General features: G+C 44.0%; 14 protein-coding genes and 1 other RNA gene. 6 read left to right on the plus strand and 9 right to left on the minus strand.

Features of this window, described 5'->3' with window-relative positions; all coding sequences use genetic code 11:
- Positions 1–73 precede the first annotated feature (73 nt).
- The 3 genes from W293_RS0114050 to W293_RS16555 all read right to left on the minus strand — a co-directional run bounded on the left by W293_RS0114050 (position 74) and on the right by W293_RS16555 (position 6303).
- Positions 74–1360, minus strand: a complete 1287-nt coding sequence (locus W293_RS0114050) for an aspartate kinase (RefSeq protein WP_025653037.1) — start codon at positions 1358–1360, stop codon at positions 74–76.
- A gap of 342 nt (positions 1361–1702) precedes the next feature.
- Positions 1703–4378 carry an alanine--tRNA ligase gene (gene alaS, locus W293_RS0114055; RefSeq protein ID WP_025653038.1) on the minus strand — a complete coding sequence of 892 codons (2676 nt, stop codon included), beginning with the start codon at positions 4376–4378 and terminating at the stop codon, positions 1703–1705.
- 155 nt (positions 4379–4533) lie between these two features.
- A complete protein-coding gene (locus W293_RS16555) occupies positions 4534–6303 on the minus strand; it encodes a DUF389 domain-containing protein (protein WP_025653039.1) in 1770 nt (589 codons plus the stop codon).
- A 290-nt stretch (positions 6304–6593) separates the two neighbouring features.
- On the opposite strand from W293_RS16555, the gene W293_RS0114065 reads away from it, so the two are divergent.
- The gene (locus W293_RS0114065) at positions 6594–6806 is read left to right on the plus strand and encodes a hypothetical protein (protein ID WP_025653040.1); all 213 of its coding nucleotides are present in this window, start codon (positions 6594–6596) and stop codon (positions 6804–6806) included.
- A gap of 297 nt (positions 6807–7103) precedes the next feature.
- Here the strand turns inward: W293_RS0114065 and W293_RS16560 are convergent, their stop codons facing one another.
- Positions 7104–8504 (minus strand): L,D-transpeptidase family protein, encoded by a 1401-nt coding sequence (locus W293_RS16560; protein WP_037026291.1) that lies wholly within the window; start codon positions 8502–8504, stop codon positions 7104–7106.
- 526 nt (positions 8505–9030) lie between these two features.
- Between W293_RS16560 and prmB the strand changes: the two genes are divergently transcribed.
- Positions 9031–10206 (plus strand): 50S ribosomal protein L3 N(5)-glutamine methyltransferase, encoded by a 1176-nt coding sequence (gene prmB / locus W293_RS0114075; protein ID WP_025653041.1) that lies wholly within the window; start codon positions 9031–9033, stop codon positions 10204–10206.
- A 76-nt stretch (positions 10207–10282) separates the two neighbouring features.
- The gene (aroC, locus tag W293_RS0114080) at positions 10283–11386 is read left to right on the plus strand and encodes a chorismate synthase (protein WP_025653042.1); all 1104 of its coding nucleotides are present in this window, start codon (positions 10283–10285) and stop codon (positions 11384–11386) included.
- Positions 11387–11540: 154 nt separating this feature from the next.
- On the opposite strand, the gene W293_RS0114085 is transcribed toward aroC, so the two are convergent.
- From W293_RS0114085 to W293_RS0114105, 5 genes are all read right to left on the minus strand, one after another.
- Positions 11541–12026, minus strand: coding sequence for a hypothetical protein (locus tag W293_RS0114085; protein WP_156915670.1), 486 nt, complete (start codon positions 12024–12026; stop codon positions 11541–11543).
- 26 nt (positions 12027–12052) lie between these two features.
- Entirely contained in the window at positions 12053–12253 is a 201-nt protein-coding gene (locus W293_RS0114090; protein WP_025653044.1) for a hypothetical protein, read from the minus strand.
- Between the two features lie 110 nt (positions 12254–12363).
- Positions 12364–14124 (minus strand): two-component system sensor histidine kinase CreC, encoded by a 1761-nt coding sequence (gene creC / locus W293_RS0114095; protein WP_025653045.1) that lies wholly within the window; start codon positions 14122–14124, stop codon positions 12364–12366.
- Positions 14125–14209: 85 nt separating this feature from the next.
- Positions 14210–15025, minus strand: a complete 816-nt coding sequence (locus tag W293_RS0114100; RefSeq protein ID WP_025653046.1) for a response regulator — start codon at positions 15023–15025, stop codon at positions 14210–14212.
- A 653-nt stretch (positions 15026–15678) separates the two neighbouring features.
- Positions 15679–17040, minus strand: a complete 1362-nt coding sequence (locus W293_RS0114105; protein WP_025653047.1) for a glycerophosphodiester phosphodiesterase family protein — start codon at positions 17038–17040, stop codon at positions 15679–15681.
- A gap of 160 nt (positions 17041–17200) precedes the next feature.
- Here W293_RS0114105 and W293_RS0114110 point away from each other — a divergent pair, with 160 nt between their 5' ends.
- The 3 genes from W293_RS0114110 to W293_RS17085 form a co-directional block, all read left to right on the plus strand.
- Positions 17201–17872, plus strand: a complete 672-nt coding sequence (locus tag W293_RS0114110) for an alpha/beta hydrolase (protein ID WP_025653048.1) — start codon at positions 17201–17203, stop codon at positions 17870–17872.
- A gap of 85 nt (positions 17873–17957) precedes the next feature.
- Positions 17958–18335, plus strand: a transfer-messenger RNA (tmRNA) gene (gene ssrA / locus W293_RS17080).
- 215 nt (positions 18336–18550) lie between these two features.
- A partial coding sequence (locus W293_RS17085) for a helix-turn-helix domain-containing protein (protein WP_025652747.1) occupies positions 18551–18972 on the plus strand: 422 nt, incomplete at its 3' end.

The following is an 18972-nucleotide window of genomic DNA, read 5'->3' on the forward strand; positions in this document are numbered from 1 at the left end:
TGAAAGTAATTGATGCCGATGTAATCGATAACTGTTAATGCTATGTCTATATTTTTAATGGTTTTAATATAAATTATAGCCCAGCGATTTTGCTGTCGCCATCTTCACGATCAAGACCAAATGCCGTGTGCAGTGATTTAACTGCTTTTTCTAGATACTGCTCTTGGATAAGCACAGATACTTTGATTTCACTGGTCGATATCATTTGAATATTGATGTTGTTTTCTGCGAGGGTTTGGAACATGAGGCTAGCAACCCCAGCATGCGAGCGCATACCAACACCAACCAAAGAAACTTTGACGACTTCGCTGTTACCCAAGATTTCTTTGGCACCAATCTCGTCTTTGACTTCATCGTTTAACACTTTCATGGTTTTGTCCATGTCAGTACGATTCACCGTAAAGGTAAAGTCAGTGGTGCCATTGGTTGATAGGTTTTGCACGATCATGTCAATTTCGATATTGGCGCGACCAATAGGGCTCAAGATAGCAGAGGCGATGCCAGGGTGATCGGGCACACCGCGCACGACTATTTTTGCTTCGTCTCGATTAAAAGCGATACCTGAGATGATTGCCTGTTCCATATTGTCTCCTTCGTCTATCGTAATTAGGGTGCCGACATTGTTCTTAAAGTCGTCGTCAAAGCTACCATCGGTATTTTCATCAAAGCTAGAGAGGACGCGTAGCGGTACGCCATATTTACCCGCAAATTCTACTGAGCGAATTTGTAAGATTTTTGAGCCTAGGCTCGCCATCTCCAGCATTTCTTCAAAAGTAATTTTTTCAAGCTTTTTGGCTTTTGAGGTGACGCGTGGATCAGTGGTATAGACACCATCGACGTCGGTATAGATTTGGCATTCATCTGCGCCCAAGGCTGCGGCAATCGCAACACCTGTCGTATCAGAGCCGCCGCGACCTAACGTCGTTGCATTACCATCCTCATCGATACCTTGAAAACCAGCCACAATCACGATATTACCAGCATCCAATTGCTCACGAATGTTTTTATCATCGATGCTTTCGATACGGGCTTTATTATGTGAGCTATCAGTTTTAATAGCGACCTGACGACCGGTGAATGAACGAGCACCAATACCAAGATCTTTGATGGCCATTGCAAGTAACGAGATAGAGACCTGCTCACCCGTTGAGACCATTTGATCGTATTCGCGAGGATCAGGCTGGGTGCTAATTTGGCGTGCCAGATCAATCAAACGGTTGGTTTCGCCGCTCATGGCAGAGACAACGACCACCACTTGATGACCATTATCATGCCAGCGCTTAACTCGTTTGGCGACGTTTTTGATGCGGTCGATACTGCCCATCGAGGTGCCGCCGTATTTCTGTACTATTAACGCCATAAAAATCTACCTATTATTCATTAATGGCCTTTTATTATCATCGATAAGCAGCAATGTATCTGTCAATCAATGCTTGCGTAGATAAAGCCGTATTATAAGAGTTGCGCCCTATGCCTTTTGTTTATCCATTGGTGCCTGCGTTAAACTGAATGAGCGATATGAATGGAATTAAGGATATGCCCAAACGTCGACCTTTATACCATACTCGGCTTGTAAGGTTAAGTGTCAGTACGGATTAGATATATGGCGATTGGTTATAAAGCGTATAACCAATCGTATCATTCCTGCTGCTCGCCCATACTAATGACGTTTAACGCACTGAATGGCAGTCAGCTAAATGGCTTATTCACCAAGCTGGGTAGTTATCCAAGCGGGTAGCGCGTCAATGACTGCTTTACTGTTGCCAGACTTCGGTGCGCCGCCTTGGGCGTAATCGGGCTTGCCGCCGCCTTTACCGCCAAGCTCACTTGCCAAATGACGAATGATATCACCGGCTTTTACTTTAGCAGTGACAGACTTTGCGACACTTGCGGCTAAGGCTAGCTGATCGTCTTTATCACCAACCAATACAATCACGCTATCAGGCAGTTTGGATTTGATATCATCCATCAGCGTACGGATTGATTTGCCATCCACACCGCCTAAGGTGCTGATAAGAACTGGCGTACCGGCGATAGTCTGCACATCATCAAGCAAGTTAGCGGCTTGCGCACTGGCCATTTTCTGTTCTAAACGCTCTAACTGCTTCTCTAGGTCGCGCTGCTTATCCGCCATAGTACGGACACGCTGTGCCACTTCAGGGCGTTTTACTTTTAGCTGACTGGCAAGCTCGCTGAGTTGTTGCTCACTTTGCTGAATGTTTTTTATGGCATTCATACCTGTGACGGCTTCAATACGGCGGATACCTGCGGCAATACCTGATTCGCTAGTAATTTTAAAGACACCAATGTCGCCCGTACGCTGCACGTGAAGACCACCACACAGCTCAATAGAGAAGGGCTGACGCTGACCATCGACAATGCTGTCGGTGCCCATAGTAAGCACGCGAACGTCATTGCCATACTTCTCACCAAACAGTGCCATGGCACCTTGCTTCATCGCTTCATCGATAGACATATGCTCGATACGGGCTGGGGTATTGGCTTGGATTTGCTCATTAACGAGACGTTCTACACGTGTAATCTCGGCAGCAGTGACGGGCTTATCATAGGAGAAGTCAAAACGTAGCACGTCGCTTGAGACCAGCGAGCCTTTTTGTGTGACTTCATCACCCAATACCTCTCTTAATGCGGCATGCAATAAGTGAGTGGCCGAATGGTTTTTGGCACTAGCAGCACGGATACTAGATAAAACTTGGGCGTCAGCTGTTTGCTTAGTGCTGATATCACCCATGGTCACGACGCCATGATGAATAATGGCTTGCCCGGATTTTTTGGTATCTTGCACTTCAAAAACACCAGATGCGCTACGAATTTCACCCAACTCACCGACTTGACCACCACCTTCAGCATAAAACGGCGTACGGTCAAGGACGATAACGCCTTCCATACCTTCGCTTAAGCTATCGACAGGATTGCCATCTTGATAAAGGGCATTAACAGTCACGCCATTTTCTTCAAGTTGCTCATAGCCGATGAATGTCGTTGGGTTGTCTACTTGAATGACACTGCTATAATCAACATCGAATTTGCCAGCATCACGGGCGCGTTCACGTTGTGCTTGCATGTGCTCATCAAACTCCGCTTCGTCGATTACAATACCGCGTTCACGAGTGATATCGGCGGTCAAATCAAGCGGAAAGCCATAAGTATCATAAAGTTTAAAGGCGGCTTCGCCAGAGAGGGTATCGCCGTCTTGTAAGCCTTCAAGTTCGCTGGCAAGCAAGCGTAAACCCTGTGCCAATGTCTTGGCAAACTGCGCTTCTTCTTTTTGAATGGCGTTTTCGATGACGCTTTGTTTGTCTTTTAGCTCTGGATAGGCAGTGCCCATTTCAGCGACCAGTGGCGCGACCATCTTATAAAAGAAATCACTATCAGCGCCCAACTTATTACCATGACGTACGGCACGGCGAATGACGCGGCGCAGCACATAGCCACGACCCTCATTACTTGGCGTGACACCATCAGCAATCAAAAATGAAACAGCGCGAATATGATCAGCGATGACTTTTAGCGACGACTGCTGCTGATTTTCAATGTCTAAAATCTCAGCAGCGGCATCCATCAAGTGCACAAATAAATCGATTTCGTAGTTGCCATGCACACCTTGCATGATAGCGCTGATACGCTCAAGCCCCATGCCAGTATCGACACTAGGAGCAGGTAGTGGCAACATGGTGCCGTCTTTTTGACGGTTAAACTGCATAAAGACACAGTTCCAAATCTCGATATAGCGGTCGCCATCTTCTTCGGGTGTACCCGGCAAACCGCCTTCAATGTCTGCGCCATGGTCATAAAACACTTCGGTACAAGGGCCACAAGGGCCAGTATCGCCCATCGTCCAAAAGTTATCTGATGCGTAAGGCGCGCCTTTATTATCACCAATACGGATAATACGCTCGCTAGGAATACCGATGTCTTTATGCCAAATATCAAAGGCTTCGTCGTCAGTCTCATAAATGGTCACATATAGACGATCTTTATCGATAGCCAACCATTCATCGGATGTCAAAAATTCCCAAATGTACTCGATACCCGCTTGCTTAAAATAATCGCCAAAGGAGAAGTTGCCCAGCATCTCAAAGAAGGTGTGATGACGCGCCGTATAGCCAACATTGTCCAAATCATTATGCTTGCCGCCCGCTCTTACGCATTTTTGCGAGGTTACTGCACGGGTATAATCACGCGGCTCCATGCCCAAAAACGTTTCTTTAAACTGATTCATACCGGCATTGGTAAATAGCAATGTCGGGTCATTGTGCGGAATTAGGCTAGATGAAGAAACAGGGGTATGCTGCTTGCTTATAAAAAAATCGATAAAAGCTTGACGAATATCGGCTGAGCGAAATGGCTGGCTCACAGCGGCTCCTTACTGACGGATAGAATTGAATAGATAAAGTAAAATAATTTTGCAAGCGATTTTAGCACAAACGCCCAAGCTCTTGGTACAAGAGTTACAACTGCTAGGTTATTCTGCGTCTCTAAATAGTCGATGGTTTTGGTAGCGCATAAAAGCTAATTGGTCAAAATCGCCGCATCGGTCTTGTCGAGTTTGTCTTGTATCAATGGATTGGACTCAATGACTTGTACTGGCAAGTAGCGCAGCTGTAGCTTAATGGGTAAATACTCAGGGAAATTCTCTGCCATATCTTGGGTAATGACAGTTTCGATTTGTCGTACATCGTATGAGGTAGGCGTCGTCTCTCCGCGAATGACCGCACGTACGACTTTATTTTCTTTCGAGGTATCAAACTGAGTATTGGTCAGTACGTTACCCTTATCAATAAAGTAGCTGTTGATGGCTTCTTTGACGCTGCTTTCAAAGACTTGCTGCTTGGCGTTGGTTTGTAGATTAATAGTTAAATAAGTGCCCAACCCTGCTAACAACAATAGGGTCACTGCATTACGTTGCAAAAAAGTCAGGTAGGTGTTTGATTTGTAGTCGTCCTTGACCAAACGACGAAAGCCTAAAAGCCATAATACAAGCGCATTGGTAAATTGGATGGCAATAATGTTGGTAACAGCTAACAGTAAGGCGCCAAAGCCTAGCTGAATCTCGCCATTGGCAAATAAAATACCACTGGCAGCCAGTGGCGGCACCAAAGCGGTTGCTACTGCTACGCCGACCACTGCCACTGATAGGTGCGGTGATACCATCGCATAAGCACCAGCAGTACCACCTGCTAAGGCAATCATCAAATCCATCGAGGTCGGCTGAGTGCGCGATAGTATCTCTGTCGTTAATGGCTGATCTTTGTGCAGCCAACCGACGACGAAGCCGACCAGTACGACCAATGATACGCCGACGATAACCGTAATCAGTGATTTACGTAGCAATGGCATACGATGATCAATAATCGCTAATGCTATGCCAGTAATGGGACCTAACATCATGGCAACCAACATGGCGCCAATGACCACGGCAGCTGAATTGGTTACCAACCCATAACTGGCGATGATGGCAGAAAGTATATTCATAATAAAATACATTTTGCTAGGCAGAGCGTTGGCCTCGATTCTGACTCGTACTTCTGGATAGTCTACCTTTTGGTTGCTGAATTGCTCAGCAACAAACTGCTTATAAGACTCCAGTTTGGCTTCCTTTTTTTCTTTAATCTCGTCTTCTAGTTCTTCCTGATTATCGACTTTATCTTTCACAGTATTTTTTACGATAGTGTCATTATTTTTAGGCGTGTCTGGCTGTTTATCAATTGAGGACGGTTTTGTGTTGTCACTATTTGCTTTGCTTTCTTGCTGAGGGTTATCAGAGATAGGATAAGTGCCCTGTACATCAGCGGGGGCAATACCCTCTACCGTTACCTCAGCGTCAGCATCTTCTTGAGACGTTTGCTCGGAAGCGTTATCTTCTTCTGCTTGAGCATGTTCTGCTGATACATTTTCTAGATTTTGATGATTGGGCGCTGTTGTCGATTTTAACGACTCATTGGATAGTGGTGTCTCAAGCCCAGTGATTTCAAGTTTAGTTATTTCAGACTCATTGTTGGGCTTGGCGGTTTCTAACGTTGCCACTACCTCGTCAGCACCAATGGACTTTATCGCTATCGTTGTTTCAGGCGGCTGCGCACAAGCCATATCCTCGCCGCAGTCATTGTCATCACGAGTCTCTGAGCTTTTTGAAGGCTGAGTATGTTCGACAGTGCTATCTAGTACAGAGCTACCATCTGCGTCAGTTAGCGCCGTTTTTTTGTCTGGATAAATGGCTGTGCTTGAAGCATTTTTTATAACTGAAGAATCATTAGAGAGTTTGTTTTCAGATGAGGTCATGGCAGATGGCTTTCTTAAAAAGTAAAAGAAAGACATTATTGTAATGATAAAACGAGGACAACGTATGGGTTTTTTACGACTAAATAGAGCGCAGTGTCATTAAGTAGTAATACTTAAAATAGTAAAATTATGCATCATTAACTAATAACAATAAAAACCTTAACTTTAACAGGGTTTTTATGCTTAGTCACTTACTATAGCTGGCTCGCAGGTTTATAGGAAATACTTACTTTCTTTGTGGATTTAGTGTATAAAGGGAGTATACCCACAACAAAAATGAGGAATAAATTATGAACTGGCCATTATTTTCTGTCATCTACTCCATAGCAGCAACCGTCACCATTGGCGTATTCATGATTGGCGCCTTGGTTACAGGGTTTAATCAGATTCCACATATCCAAATGGCAGTAGCCGCAGGTATCTTGATCTCTATTCCTGCAGGATTGTACTTTACCAAAAAAGTAGGCAGCATCACTGGTAATGAGGAAGGCTATAAAGTATAAGTCATAGGGCAGTGGGCAATTTTTACTTTACGGGTTATATTTTAAATTGATGCTCTAAGCGAGTGCTTTACATCGTTATTTTATACCGTTACTTTACATTGGCACGTTAAATACGGAAAGCTTACTTTGTAGAGTAAGCGTGGATGTATCATAAGAAAAGCGCCAATAAGACGCTGCTTTAGGAAGCTGTTTTGCTGCTCTCTGATAGTAAGTATCTAAAAATTGAGTGAAACTCAGTCATAAAAAAAGACCCTCTTAACAGGGTCTTTTTTTCATTGAGCATTTTGTTAAACTAAACTATTTTAGGACAACGGTTGCGCCATTCTCAATGTTGGCATACACCTCTAGTACATCCCAGTTAGTCAAACGTACACAACCTGCTGATGCTTGACGGCTGATACCTTCAGGTTTTGGCGAGCCATGCAAACCATAAGACGGTTTAGACAAGCCCATCCATACAACACCGACAGGGTTGTTCGGTCCTGGTGGCAGCATATGAACCTTTTTCTGAGCACCGTCACCGACAGTCGCTTTATACCAAGGCATTTTTACCTTGTTGATAATTTTGAAAGTACCCTGTGGAGACGGTGTGGCATCGCTACCAATAGTCGTTGGGTAGGTGGCGACCAATTTGTCATCATTGTAGGCGTACAATGTTTTGTCTGCTTTATTGGCGACAACGCGGTTGATGCGCTGATTCAGCGGTCCACGGGTGTTAAGGACTGTAATGGTTTCGCCAGCTTGGTAAGCTTTATTTTTATTTAGCTTATCTAAGTAGCGTACGTCCATGTGGAAGCGTTCGCCCAGCATCTCTTTGATATCTTGATAATACAAACCTTTCATTTTCGACTTCGCTTCTGAGCCAGCAGGGGTAGGCGCGAAGTTGGTTTTGAGATCATCTTCAGTCAGTGTGTAAGTCACTAACACGGGCTTATTGGCAGGAATGTTTTTGATTAAGGCATTCCATGTTTTTTGATCCATTTTGCCGGTTGCTGGCAAGCCTTTCATGGTTTGAAAGTTGATCAAGGCTTTTTTACTGTTCATACCCCAGCCGCCATCGATAGGACCCGGTGAAGCATGGTTCCAATCGAGTAATGCCTGCATTTTAATAGTCATCGCTGAGTTGACCTTCATGCTTGGTGACCAGACGGCATCATTGACTTGTTTGGCATAGTTGGACAAGTTTAGCGTGGTGTATCTTTTACCATCTTTGTCTTCGATGTTTTTGATGGTAGGGTCATCGCTAAAATCTTGACGCTTTTCGCTTTCAGGTAACTCAAAAGACAAAGGGTCAGAGGAGTCAATAGACGAGACGTCGCTAGGGGCGGCAACGGCTTGACCTTCACTAATATCATCAGTGCTGTCAGATTGCTCATCTTTACGAGTCAGCTCTTCTGCGCTCATATTATCAGCAGTGCTCGATTGAGCGGCTGCCATCGGCTTTTGGCCTTGCTTTGAATCAATCAATTGCGTCATGCGGTCAGCTGGCTTAGCAGTAGTGGCGGGAGCGCGACCATCGACTGAGCGGCTACGATTCTCTTGCACATCAAGGCTCACTTTCTTAGCGAGGCTAGGCATGGAGTCGGATGTGCGTACTGGCAATGAGCGAGTATTATCAGCGGTGGCGGCAAGCGCACTCACGCTGGCACTAACGACTACGATAGATATGGCGGTAATAAGAGGCTTTATTTTCATCATATTTAAGTTACTTGTGGTTGCTACTAATGCGGCTATTATGCGCATAATTGAGACGCTTCGCAAACTTTTGACACATATTTTTATACCTATATAGTACTAAACGTCAACTGCTGACGTATTCACTACAGTTGGGCAATAATTTAGCCATGGTGTGTATGGATTTTTGCTAGATTCTAGGGCGTGTCTTCAATCCAAGCGCTTGTATTTAAATGGGCTAAAAATGGCTAAACTTTGCCAAACGTCGTCAAACAGCTGATTAATATCTCGATATTATTTGTGCTATTTTCCTCGTTTGACGGCAATTTATCTCATTTTTATGACCATTTTTAACATGAGAACATGGCCTAACTCAATACACTCAGTGTTTTTCTGTTTTTAGTAAACTAAAAAACACAGTGATTGGCGCAACCTAGTGTTTGCGTCTATAATGTAGGGCTAGATTATTATTTAATAAGTCGGCTTTTTATAGAGAGCGATTTAACCCATCCGCATGTAGTCAGTGAACATGTAATCAGCAAGGTGCGATATGTCAGAAGACCAAACAATGAGCGCAGAAGAGTTTCAAAACCAATACTTCAATGAGACTGAGCCTAAGGGCTTGGACGGTGAGATGGAGTACGATTTGAAGACAGGCCTTCTCGGTGAGCACGATGAATTTGCCAACTTGCATGCAGAGCTCGAAGAAGCGCGCGAGCAACTGGTTAGTATTCGTGATTTTATACGTTTTTCGGTCACTCAACTTCGTAACTATGATGTGGTCGTGGCTCAAGGCACGACAGATGAGTTTGCTGAAGCATCAGCGATTGTATTGCACTCGTTGTCGTTAGATTGGTCCGCGAATGAGCAGATTCTAGACTGCCGGCTGACCACGTCAGAGAAGCAATTGGTATTGAGCCTGTTAGAAGAGCGTATCGCGGAGCGTAAGCCTTTAAGCTACTTGATCAATTTATCCTACTTCTGTGATTTGCCTTTTTATGTTGATGAGCGCGTGCTCATTCCGCGCTCGCCTGTAGCAGAATTAATACGTCAACAGTTCCATCCGTATTTTGATGTCAATGAGCTGGCGAAGCCACTGGGTATGACGGTCAATGATAAGGCTACTGCCTTCTATGATCATGGTTTGGATGTCAAGCAGCTATCACAGCCTGAGCGTGTTTTAGACTTATGCACCGGCTCTGGCTGTATTGCTATTGCCTTGGCGACGCGCTTCGTCGATGCCTTGGTCGATGCTGTAGATATTGATAAAGGCGCGCTTGAAGTGGCGATGGTCAATGTCGATCATCATGATCTTGGCCATCAAGTGAATGTGATTGAGTCGGATCTGTTTGCCAAGATTCCTGCTGAAAATCAATACGAGCTGATCGTTACCAATCCGCCGTATGTCGATGCTGCTATCATGGCAGACTTGCCACCAGAGTTTTTATACGAGCCTGAGCATGCGCTAGCAGCAGGTCAAGATGGACTGGACTTGGTACACCGCATTCTTTTTGAAGCGCCAGACTATCTCAGTCCAGAAGGCTTACTGGTCTGTGAAGTGGGTGATAGTGAGTGGGCGTTAAAGCAAGCCTATCCTGAGATTCAGTTTGACTGGTTAAAGTTCGCTCATGGTGGTCATGGGGTGTTTGCGATTACTTATGATGAGCTAATGGCACATCGTCAGCTGTTCGCTCCTTTTGTGCAGATGTTAGACAGTCATAAATAAGTATAAATTAGCAGTCAAAAATTACAAACGATTGATCAAAGAAGCATAAGTTACGTTTACTTGTTTAAGGATAAATATGGCAGGCAATAGTATCGGGCAAGTTTTTACGGTCACCACCTGCGGTGAGTCGCATGGTGCCGGTCTCATGGCAATCGTTGATGGCGTGCCACCGGGTTTAGCATTATCCGCAGAAGATTTGCAGATTGATTTGGATCGCCGAAAGCCGGGCACGTCTAAGTACTCGACCCAGCGCCGCGAGTCTGACGAAGTTGAGATCATCTCTGGTGTATTTGAAGGCAAAACCACAGGTACTTCTATCGGTCTGCTGATTCGTAATACCAATCAAAAATCCAAAGACTATAGCGAAATCAAAGACACCTTCCGTCCCGGTCATGCCGATTATACTTATAGTATGAAGTATGGTTTTCGTGATTATCGCGGTGGCGGTCGCTCTTCGGCGCGTGAGACTGCAATGCGCGTGGCGGCGGGCGCTATCGCTAAGAAGTATCTGCAAGATCGCTTGGGCGTACAAATTCATGGCCATGTGACGCAGATTGGTAATGAATACAGTCAGGTCACCAACCCCGAGCAAATCGATTGGGACTTTGTCAATAGCAACCCGTTCTTTTGTGCGGATGCTGATGCCGTCAGTCGTTTTGAAACCTTGATAGATAGCTTGCGCCGAGAAGGCACCAGCTGCGGTGCCCGTCTAGAGATTATTGCTAGCGGTGTTCCAGTCGGTTTAGGTGAGCCAGTATTTGATCGCCTCGATGCAGACATTGCTCATGCAATGATGAGTATTAATGCTGTCAAAGGCGTTGAGGTTGGTGATGGTATGGCGGTCGCAGGGCAGTTTGGTCATCGCTCTCGTGATGAGCTGACGCCGGACGGCTTTACTGCCAATCATGCTGGTGGTATTTTGGGCGGTATCTCATCGGGTCAAAATATTCGGGTCAGTATCGCGCTCAAGCCAACTTCTAGTATTACTACCGCTGGCAAGAGCATCAATACAGAGGGTGAAGCAATTGAGATGCTAACCAAAGGTCGTCATGACCCTTGCGTGGGTGTCCGTGCCACGCCGATTGCAGAAGCTATGCTAGCCATTGTTTTGCTAGATCACTATCTGCGCCATCGCGGTCAAAATGCGGATGTAAAGCCACCAGTAGAATCGATTACTTAGTGGTTTGATTTCGCTAATTATTCAAGAAAAGTCTTTTCCCTGTTGATGGATTTCATTGATAAGGTAAAAGACTTTTCTATTTTAGAACTTATAAGCTATTTAGCGATCTAACCGTAATGCACTTTACCACTTAGCTTTTATATCTTGAAGCTATTTACCCTTCTGTGACAATGATATTTTTAGCGTAATGTAAGAGTATTCTTTTATAACAAAAATTCTTGTTAGATCCTTTAGCTTCGGCGTATTGCTCATGAATAATGATGTCGTAGTCGCAAAAGCCATCTTCTGAAAATATGAAGGAGCTACCTTGACTGTCTATCATTGAGATACGGTCGCCATTATTATCATATACGCGCGTATCCCAACCTATTGAGATGTCTATTGGGTGATTTGCTGTTTGCGCGCTAAAACGAATTGAATACTGCTCCTCACTTTTAGGTGTGATAACTAACCTTTGTTGTTTATCTATCTCTCCTGAGCTTACGTCTGTGCTTTTAGCAAGATACTCGCCTTTTACTGAGTAAATATCATAGTTTGTTTTATTGATTGATTTAATGTGAGTAGCAAAAAATTCGCTGTAAATAAACCATACTACAAGAAATAGTAGTAATACTTTTAGTGGTTTGTTTAGTGATGACATGTTAATCATATTGGGCACTTAGTGATTTAAGCAAGCAATGGATAATCATTAACCGCCACACATTGCTGATGACGAAACACCAGAAGTAATTGCTGACTAGGAATGGCTAGCCAATGCCCAAAATCAATACTATCAATACCTTCGCATGACAGCGCTTGTAGGCAAAAATGACGACTACCGCCTAAAAAGTTTTCTAGAACTTGGGTTTGATTAATAAGGTTTTTCATAGTGTTTCTACTTTTATTGTTGATGAAGAATTTGAATAACAGCATCATAAAATAAAGAGATAGAAAACCTGTGTAGGAATGATGGAAGTTTAATGAATTGTCATAAATTTTTATTCTTGAGCCAAGGGTAGGGTGATACTGACCATTACTCCAGAACGATGCTTGATAACAGAGGATTCCTCCTCACTACTGGGGTTAATATTGCTAATAGCGACCTGACCGCCGTGATGTTCAATAACTTGTTTTACCAAGGTTAAGCCCAATCCTGTGCCTTTTTTGGGCGTAGACTTGGACGCGTTAGATGGTTCTAATTCATTATCTTTTTGGGTAACGCTATGAGTAGCGTGGCTGTTATGTGAGTGGCTGTTATGTGAGTGGTCGTGATGCACATGACCGTGATGAGACAAGCTAAAATAGCGGTCAAACGCTTTAGTCACCGCGTAATCTGGCAATAACTGACCATCGTTAAATATATCAATTTTGACGCTTTGTGCTGAGCGATGAATATAAATATTAATTGTGCTTTCAGCAAAATGAATGGCGTTGTCCAATACGTTTTGCAGCACTTGTACCAACCAAAATTGATCGGCAAAAACGTTAATATGAGCGGATATATCTGCGTTTAAAGGTGATGATTCACTAACCACTTTATCATCTGCATAGATATGAATAGGGGCTAGGTGCTGCTGTTGCAACTTCGCGGTATTGTCTTTTGCAAGGCTCTGCATCAACGGTAATAAGGGAGTAAGTTGTTGATTCAGTTTAAAGGTCGGTTGTTCAATCTTAGCGAGTAACAGTAGCCTATCGATTAATTGCTGCATTTTTATACTTTGTTCACCAACGGTTTGGATAAGCATCTGCCGATCGTCTTCATCCAAGCCGTCGTCCTCTAGCAGCTCGCTACTGGCACGAATGGCCGTCAACGGGCTTTTTAGCTCGTGGGTCAACGTATGCACATAGTCGTTGACATAGCCTCTATTCTCTAAGCGATGCTTCATGGTTTCAATGGTATCGGTCAAGCTATTGAGCTCATGACCTAAGTAAAAATAGGGCTTTTTGGTGTCTTCTGCCAGCGCCTTGGTATATTGGGTCACAAGGCTGATGCTTTGTTTAAGCCACCATGCCACGAGCCCAGCTAAAATAAGAGCGACAATACTAATGAGCAAGGCAGTAATCAGCATACGCCGACGAGTATTGTCCAAGTAAGGCAGCACGCTCGCGACTGGCTTACCGACGCTAACGACGCCAATTATATTGCTTGCCTCATCCTTGATTGGCTGCGCCACATACATGACCGTACCATCGCGCTGATTGTGATCTCGTGTCGTACTTCTCGCGCCGTATTGGCCTTTTAAGGTGAGATAGACGTCATTCCAGCGGCTATAGTCCTGTCCTTCAGCATTGTCAGGCGTGCGGAATGAATCATAGATGACCGTGCCTTGCTTGTCTGTGACATAGACTCGAAAGCTACTATAGGTTTTTTCATCATACTTGATGTCTGGGCGGGTTATATTGTTGTTTGCTAAGGTATTAATAAATGCAGTATCAAGTTGGCTTTGATAATCCTCATCGTACAGCTCTTTTGATTGCAGTGGTTGCTGTAGGCTGGCTGCTAGTAGTTTACTGGTGTCTAAGAGCGTGTCCTCAATCACTTGCTGCACGGTCGGCTTGACGTAGCTAAAAAGCTGAGTAAACACGACGATGCCGCAAATAATCAGCACTAAAGCCACTGCCAACCAAATCCTAAAAAAGATACTTAAATTCAGCAGTTTTTTTGGGTCAGCCGTTTGTTGTGCCGTGCCAATGGGGTGCAGTTTTGCATACCAATTACTTTGGCTGGTATTAGCACTATTATTGGTTTTATGAGTCATATTTTTAAAACTACTATTGGTGCTAGGCAAGATCACTTTAAGTATATGAATATACCATTTAGTATCGAAGGAATAATATCAAAGCCTAAGCTGGACATAACGCATAGCCAAGACCACGATGGGTATGAATGACTTCAATGCTAGAATCGACGCTTGCCAGCTGCTTACGAATGGATTTGACATGACTGTCAATCGTCCGTGCCAAGCGATGGTCAGGATAATCACTGACAGCATTGAGTAGCTGTTCACGGCTAAATACTTGATTGGGCGCTTTTAATAAGGTCAATAAGATTTTGCGTTCAGTGTTACTCAGTTCAAGCTTTTGCTCTTGCCACAGTAGCGAGTAATTGAGCGGTTGATAATGCCAGATACCAGACTGACACTCAAACGTCAGCGCTTGCCCCGACATGTTATTAGAAGAGCCATTGCTTAGTGAAGTATTGTTAGATAAAGCGTGGTCGGCGCTATTATTTGCTGTTTCTGTATGGTTATTGGCAGCCTGCTCATAAAGTAATTGCTCACGTCGCCAAATCGCTTTTAGGCGGGCGACCAACTCTCTAGGGCTAAAGGGTTTGGCACAATAGTCATCACCGCCCATCTCTAAACCTAAGATACGATCGACCTCATCACTACGTGCAGTCAAAAATACCACAGGCACATCCTTGAGCGTTCCTACATCAGGCGCATGACGTATCTGCTGGCATAGGCTTAAACCATCACCGTCTGGCAACCCTACGTCTAAGATAATCGCTGATAAATCTTGCGCTTTTTCGCTACGTAGCAACGGTAGTACGCTGCTGGCATTATCTAACCAAGTGATTTGCCAGCCTTCACGCTTGCAAGTCACTTTAAGCGACATAGCAATAGCGGGATCATCTTCTACCAATAAAATATGAGTCATAAGCGTTATATCGTTTTATAAAAAAATTAAGCTAAAGTATAGTCGATGAATAGTAAAGCTAGTACAGCTGTATTAGTGTGCTATTGGGATAAGTTTTTCTGGCGTGCTGCATACGCAGAGGCTGCGCAAAATTTATCCCAATAGCACTGTAGTCATTCTAAGTTTTTTGACTGTAGCGTTAGTCACAGCTATATTTACAAAGATTAAAAAATGTTGATAAGGCGTCATACAGTCAGTATCAATCCATTAAATTATCGTAGCATAAAAGTAGTGCTACATTTTGCTAGCACTCATCAATCGCTGTGAAAAATTGATGGAAAAGCTGAGGCAAGTAATAGTAAGTAAGATAATGGTAGGACATTGAACCTTACTGACACTATAGTCTATTCACAATAAAAGAGCGTCACTATATCAACGTGCTACTGGTATAAATTTTTCTTGCGTGCTGTTCGCCAGCGTGACAGAGGCTGCAAAAAATTCATTCCAGTAGCCTAGTAAAATTGTATCGTTTTTAAATTGAATCTATCTTACTTTTTAGAGAGAGATACTTAAAAATTTATTTGACAGAGTTAACCAAAAAAGGCCAACTTAGTCTCAGCTAAGTTGGCCTTTTTACTAAATATATTTACCGAGATGTTTTGACCTCATAACGACTATGTCAGGCCTTTACAATTGGCATAATAGCTGACGGTCGCGGGCCAATCTGAGAAGATGCCTTTGACACCAACGTCTTGTGCCAGTACATCGATATAGTTCATCATATCGCCATCATTATTAATGGCATCGCCCAGACCACTATAATACCAGTCGCCGCCACCTGCAAGTGGCCCTGAGCGTTCGAGTGACCAGGCGAGAATATTCAGCCCGTTGGCTTGGGCTTGTGTTGCGTATGCAGAAGGCATCATTTTACCCTTGCCATTGGTAGTGACCAATAGCCACGATGCCGGTGCGATAGTATTGACACCGCGAGCTTTGATATCGGCTAATGAATGCTTCCACGTGGTCGGGTCATTTTTGTCAAAAGTCTTGCCTGCAGCAGTTTCATTACTGTCATCAATTAAGTAGACGGCATTGGCAGCAAAGAGGGGCTCGTTGTTAAGCCAGTATTCGATATCTTCAATATTAAAGGACTGCGGGTACACCTCACTAGCGGACACGCCTGCATTCTTATAAGTGTCAATTAACTGTTGACGATAAGCATCCAAACTATAACCGTTGAACGGCATAGTAACGACTGGGGCTTTCAGCTCAGGCGTATGCTTCATGCCCAAGCTGCTGGCAAGTGTAATGTGCTCTTTTAAAGTCAATAACTCACCATTTTGTGAATACAAATCCGTTCGCCACGGTGCTGTTGCATTCATATACCCACTAATACTAATCGCTTGAGGGTTCGCAGCGTCCATTTTCCCTTTGAGGCTTTTGAATTCACTCGCGCTAATATCTGAGGTTCGGCATTCAATATCCGCCGCATTGGTCAGTATGCCATTGGCGTCCACTATTGGTGGTACGGTACATTGGTCAGCCAGTGTGGTCGCGAGAATGTTGGTGGTGGTATGTAAGTCGTTTTGCGCGTGGCGACATACCAACTCGCCATCTTTGGTAAAGGCAACATCACACTCCGATATGCCTGCGCCCATTTGCGCCGAGGCAACATAGCCGTCATAAGTATGCTCAGGGAACTGTAGTGGTGCGCCGCGATGAGAAATAGAGAAGTCTGTCTTGCTGGGTATTTGCGTTTTACATGCCAGCAACTCGTCTTTGAGCGGGCCCTCATCCATATCATTGACCAAGTAAAAGGGTCGAACCCCGTAAGTGTATGCGACGGATTGGGTCGGCTCAGTAGTAGGCGGTGTAGGTGGCACTGCAGTCGAAAAGTCGTCATCTTCCTCGCAGCCTATTAGCAGTAGGGTACTAACAATTACTAACGGCAAAGTAAGATTTATTTGACCGATTTTTTTAAGTGGCACTTTCTTAAGCTGATTGCGTTTAAGCACTGAATTATCCGAAATTGTCATGTAAACTGTCTCCATAAAAAGTGCAAAATAATAAGAATAACTTTTATTGTCATTTAACTAGCACTCAAAGTACCGAGTTATGTTTAAGGAATGATGACAACCGAACCTATTTTGTAACTTTAACCCTATTTAAATTTTTGAATATTATTAAGGATAAATGATGAGTGAATATCTAGAGTGCGTTATCGTTGAGCATAATCCCAGCCAAAAAACCATAGACCGCGCTGTTATTTGGCTGCATGGTTTGGGCGCGAGTGGTCATGATTTTGAGCCAGTGGTACCACAGCTCGGTTTAGCGGATGATATGGCAGTGCGTTTTATTTTTCCACATGCACCAAAGCGCCCAGTGACGGTGAATGGTGGTATGGTCATGCCAGCATGGTACGACATCTTAGAGATGAGCCTAGAGCGTAAAGTCGATGTCGCTCAGATTGAAGAGTCTGCGCAGCAAATCCGTGATTTGATCAGCCGTGAGATAGAGCGTGGTGTTAAGCCTGAACACATTGTAATCGCAGGATTTTCGCAAGGTGGAGCAGTGGCATATCATGTGGCACTTGGCTACCCGCAGCGTTTAGCTGGCTTGATGACACTCTCTACTTATCTAGCGACTAATGATAATATTAGCTATAGCGCTGCTAATAAAGATATGCCAGTATTGATTGAGCATGGTACGCATGATCCAGTTGTTCCTGTAATTTTGGGCGAGCAGGCGCAGCAGTTATTATCCGCTAAAGGCTATAATGTTGCTTATCATACTTATCCGATGGCACATCAAGTTTGCATACCGCAGATTCAAAATATCGGTAAATGGCTCAACAAAGTGCTGGCTTAGAGAGTTCAGCTGTAACGTAATGTAATACAGATATTATATAGGTTGAAAGTCGACGTATAAGTCCTATATAATAGACGACCTTATTGGGGATGTTCTGGCTTCGACGCTGGTAATGAAACTCAATGATGCATGTCGAGAGTATATGTCCTCTCGTTAATCAAACATATATTGTTATAGTCGCAAACGACGAAAATTACGCTCTAGCAGCTTAAACCCTGTTTACATGGTTTAAACCTGTTTACTTAGCTGCTGATCACCTACAGTTGGTCAACTAAGTTGAAGCGTCCGCATGTAGGCTCGCCACAAGTGATTGTCTCAATCGCTTGGGTTCAAAAGTAGAGAATCGTCCAATCCATCCTGACTGTCGGATCGGTGCGGATTAAAACCAAAGACAGAAACTAAACATGTAGATTCATGAGCGTAATGCTGGCGGACGCGGGTTCAACTCCCGCCATCTCCACCAAATTTTATTAAAGAAGTCAGTCACTTAGGTGGCTGGCTTTTTTTTGGTGTGATTTTAAATGTAGATAGTTGAAATAAAAGTTAAAATGGACAATCAATTGATTCTTCATTACTTAGATTAACACATGAAGTGCAATACCAAATGTGAGGTGAAAAAAAGACCTAGATGCGCTAGCATCAAAGTTTTTATCCACCGACCAAAGTGAGATTGCAACCATGAACTATACGCATCTAAGCCTAGGGGAACGATACCAGATTTATGCCCTTATAGGGGCAGAACATAGTATTAATTTTATAGCGCGGGCGTTAAACAGAAGTCCCAGTACCATATTAAGAGAAATCAGACGCAATAAAAGCCTGCGCGGTTACCGAGTCAATAACGCTCATAAGAAAGCTTGTGCAAGACGATCAAACAATGCGCTCAGCATCATCGCTGACGTATGGGACTGGGTCACAGACAAGCTTAAAGAGAACTGGAGTCCCCAGCAAATAGCAGGTGTTCATGGTGGACTCAGTCATATGAGCATTTATCGCTATATATGGACAAACAAGCGTAAGGGCGGCAGGTTATGGCAGTGTCTCAGACGTAAAGCCAAGCCTTATCGGCAGCGTTTAACTGCTGAGACTCGTGGTCGTAT

It is taken from the genome of Psychrobacter sp. TB67 (genome assembly GCF_000511065.1).
Lineage (GTDB): Bacteria > Pseudomonadota > Gammaproteobacteria > Pseudomonadales > Moraxellaceae > Psychrobacter > Psychrobacter okhotskensis.

Bases quoted from the DNA above. Each gene is read 5' to 3' on its own strand.
- W293_RS0114085 (WP_156915670.1), bottom strand. From the start codon at position 12,026: ATGTCATCACTAAACAAACCACTAAAAGTATTACTACTATTTCTTGTA.
- W293_RS0114050 (WP_025653037.1), bottom strand. From the start codon at position 1,360: ATGGCGTTAATAGTACAGAAATACGGCGGCACCTCGATGGGCAGTATC.
- W293_RS16560 (WP_037026291.1), bottom strand. From the start codon at position 8,504: ATGATGAAAATAAAGCCTCTTATTACCGCCATATCTATCGTAGTCGTT.
- W293_RS0114100 (WP_025653046.1), bottom strand. From the start codon at position 15,025: ATGACTCATATTTTATTGGTAGAAGATGATCCCGCTATTGCTATGTCG.
- prmB (WP_025653041.1), top strand. From the start codon at position 9,031: ATGTCAGAAGACCAAACAATGAGCGCAGAAGAGTTTCAAAACCAATAC.
- creC (WP_025653045.1), bottom strand. From the start codon at position 14,124: ATGACTCATAAAACCAATAATAGTGCTAATACCAGCCAAAGTAATTGG.
- W293_RS16555 (WP_025653039.1), bottom strand. From the start codon at position 6,303: ATGACCTCATCTGAAAACAAACTCTCTAATGATTCTTCAGTTATAAAA.
- W293_RS0114105 (WP_025653047.1), bottom strand. From the start codon at position 17,040: ATGACAATTTCGGATAATTCAGTGCTTAAACGCAATCAGCTTAAGAAA.
- W293_RS0114110 (WP_025653048.1), top strand. From the start codon at position 17,201: ATGAGTGAATATCTAGAGTGCGTTATCGTTGAGCATAATCCCAGCCAA.
- W293_RS0114090 (WP_025653044.1), bottom strand. From the start codon at position 12,253: ATGAAAAACCTTATTAATCAAACCCAAGTTCTAGAAAACTTTTTAGGC.
- W293_RS0114065 (WP_025653040.1), top strand. From the start codon at position 6,594: ATGAACTGGCCATTATTTTCTGTCATCTACTCCATAGCAGCAACCGTC.
- aroC (WP_025653042.1), top strand. From the start codon at position 10,283: ATGGCAGGCAATAGTATCGGGCAAGTTTTTACGGTCACCACCTGCGGT.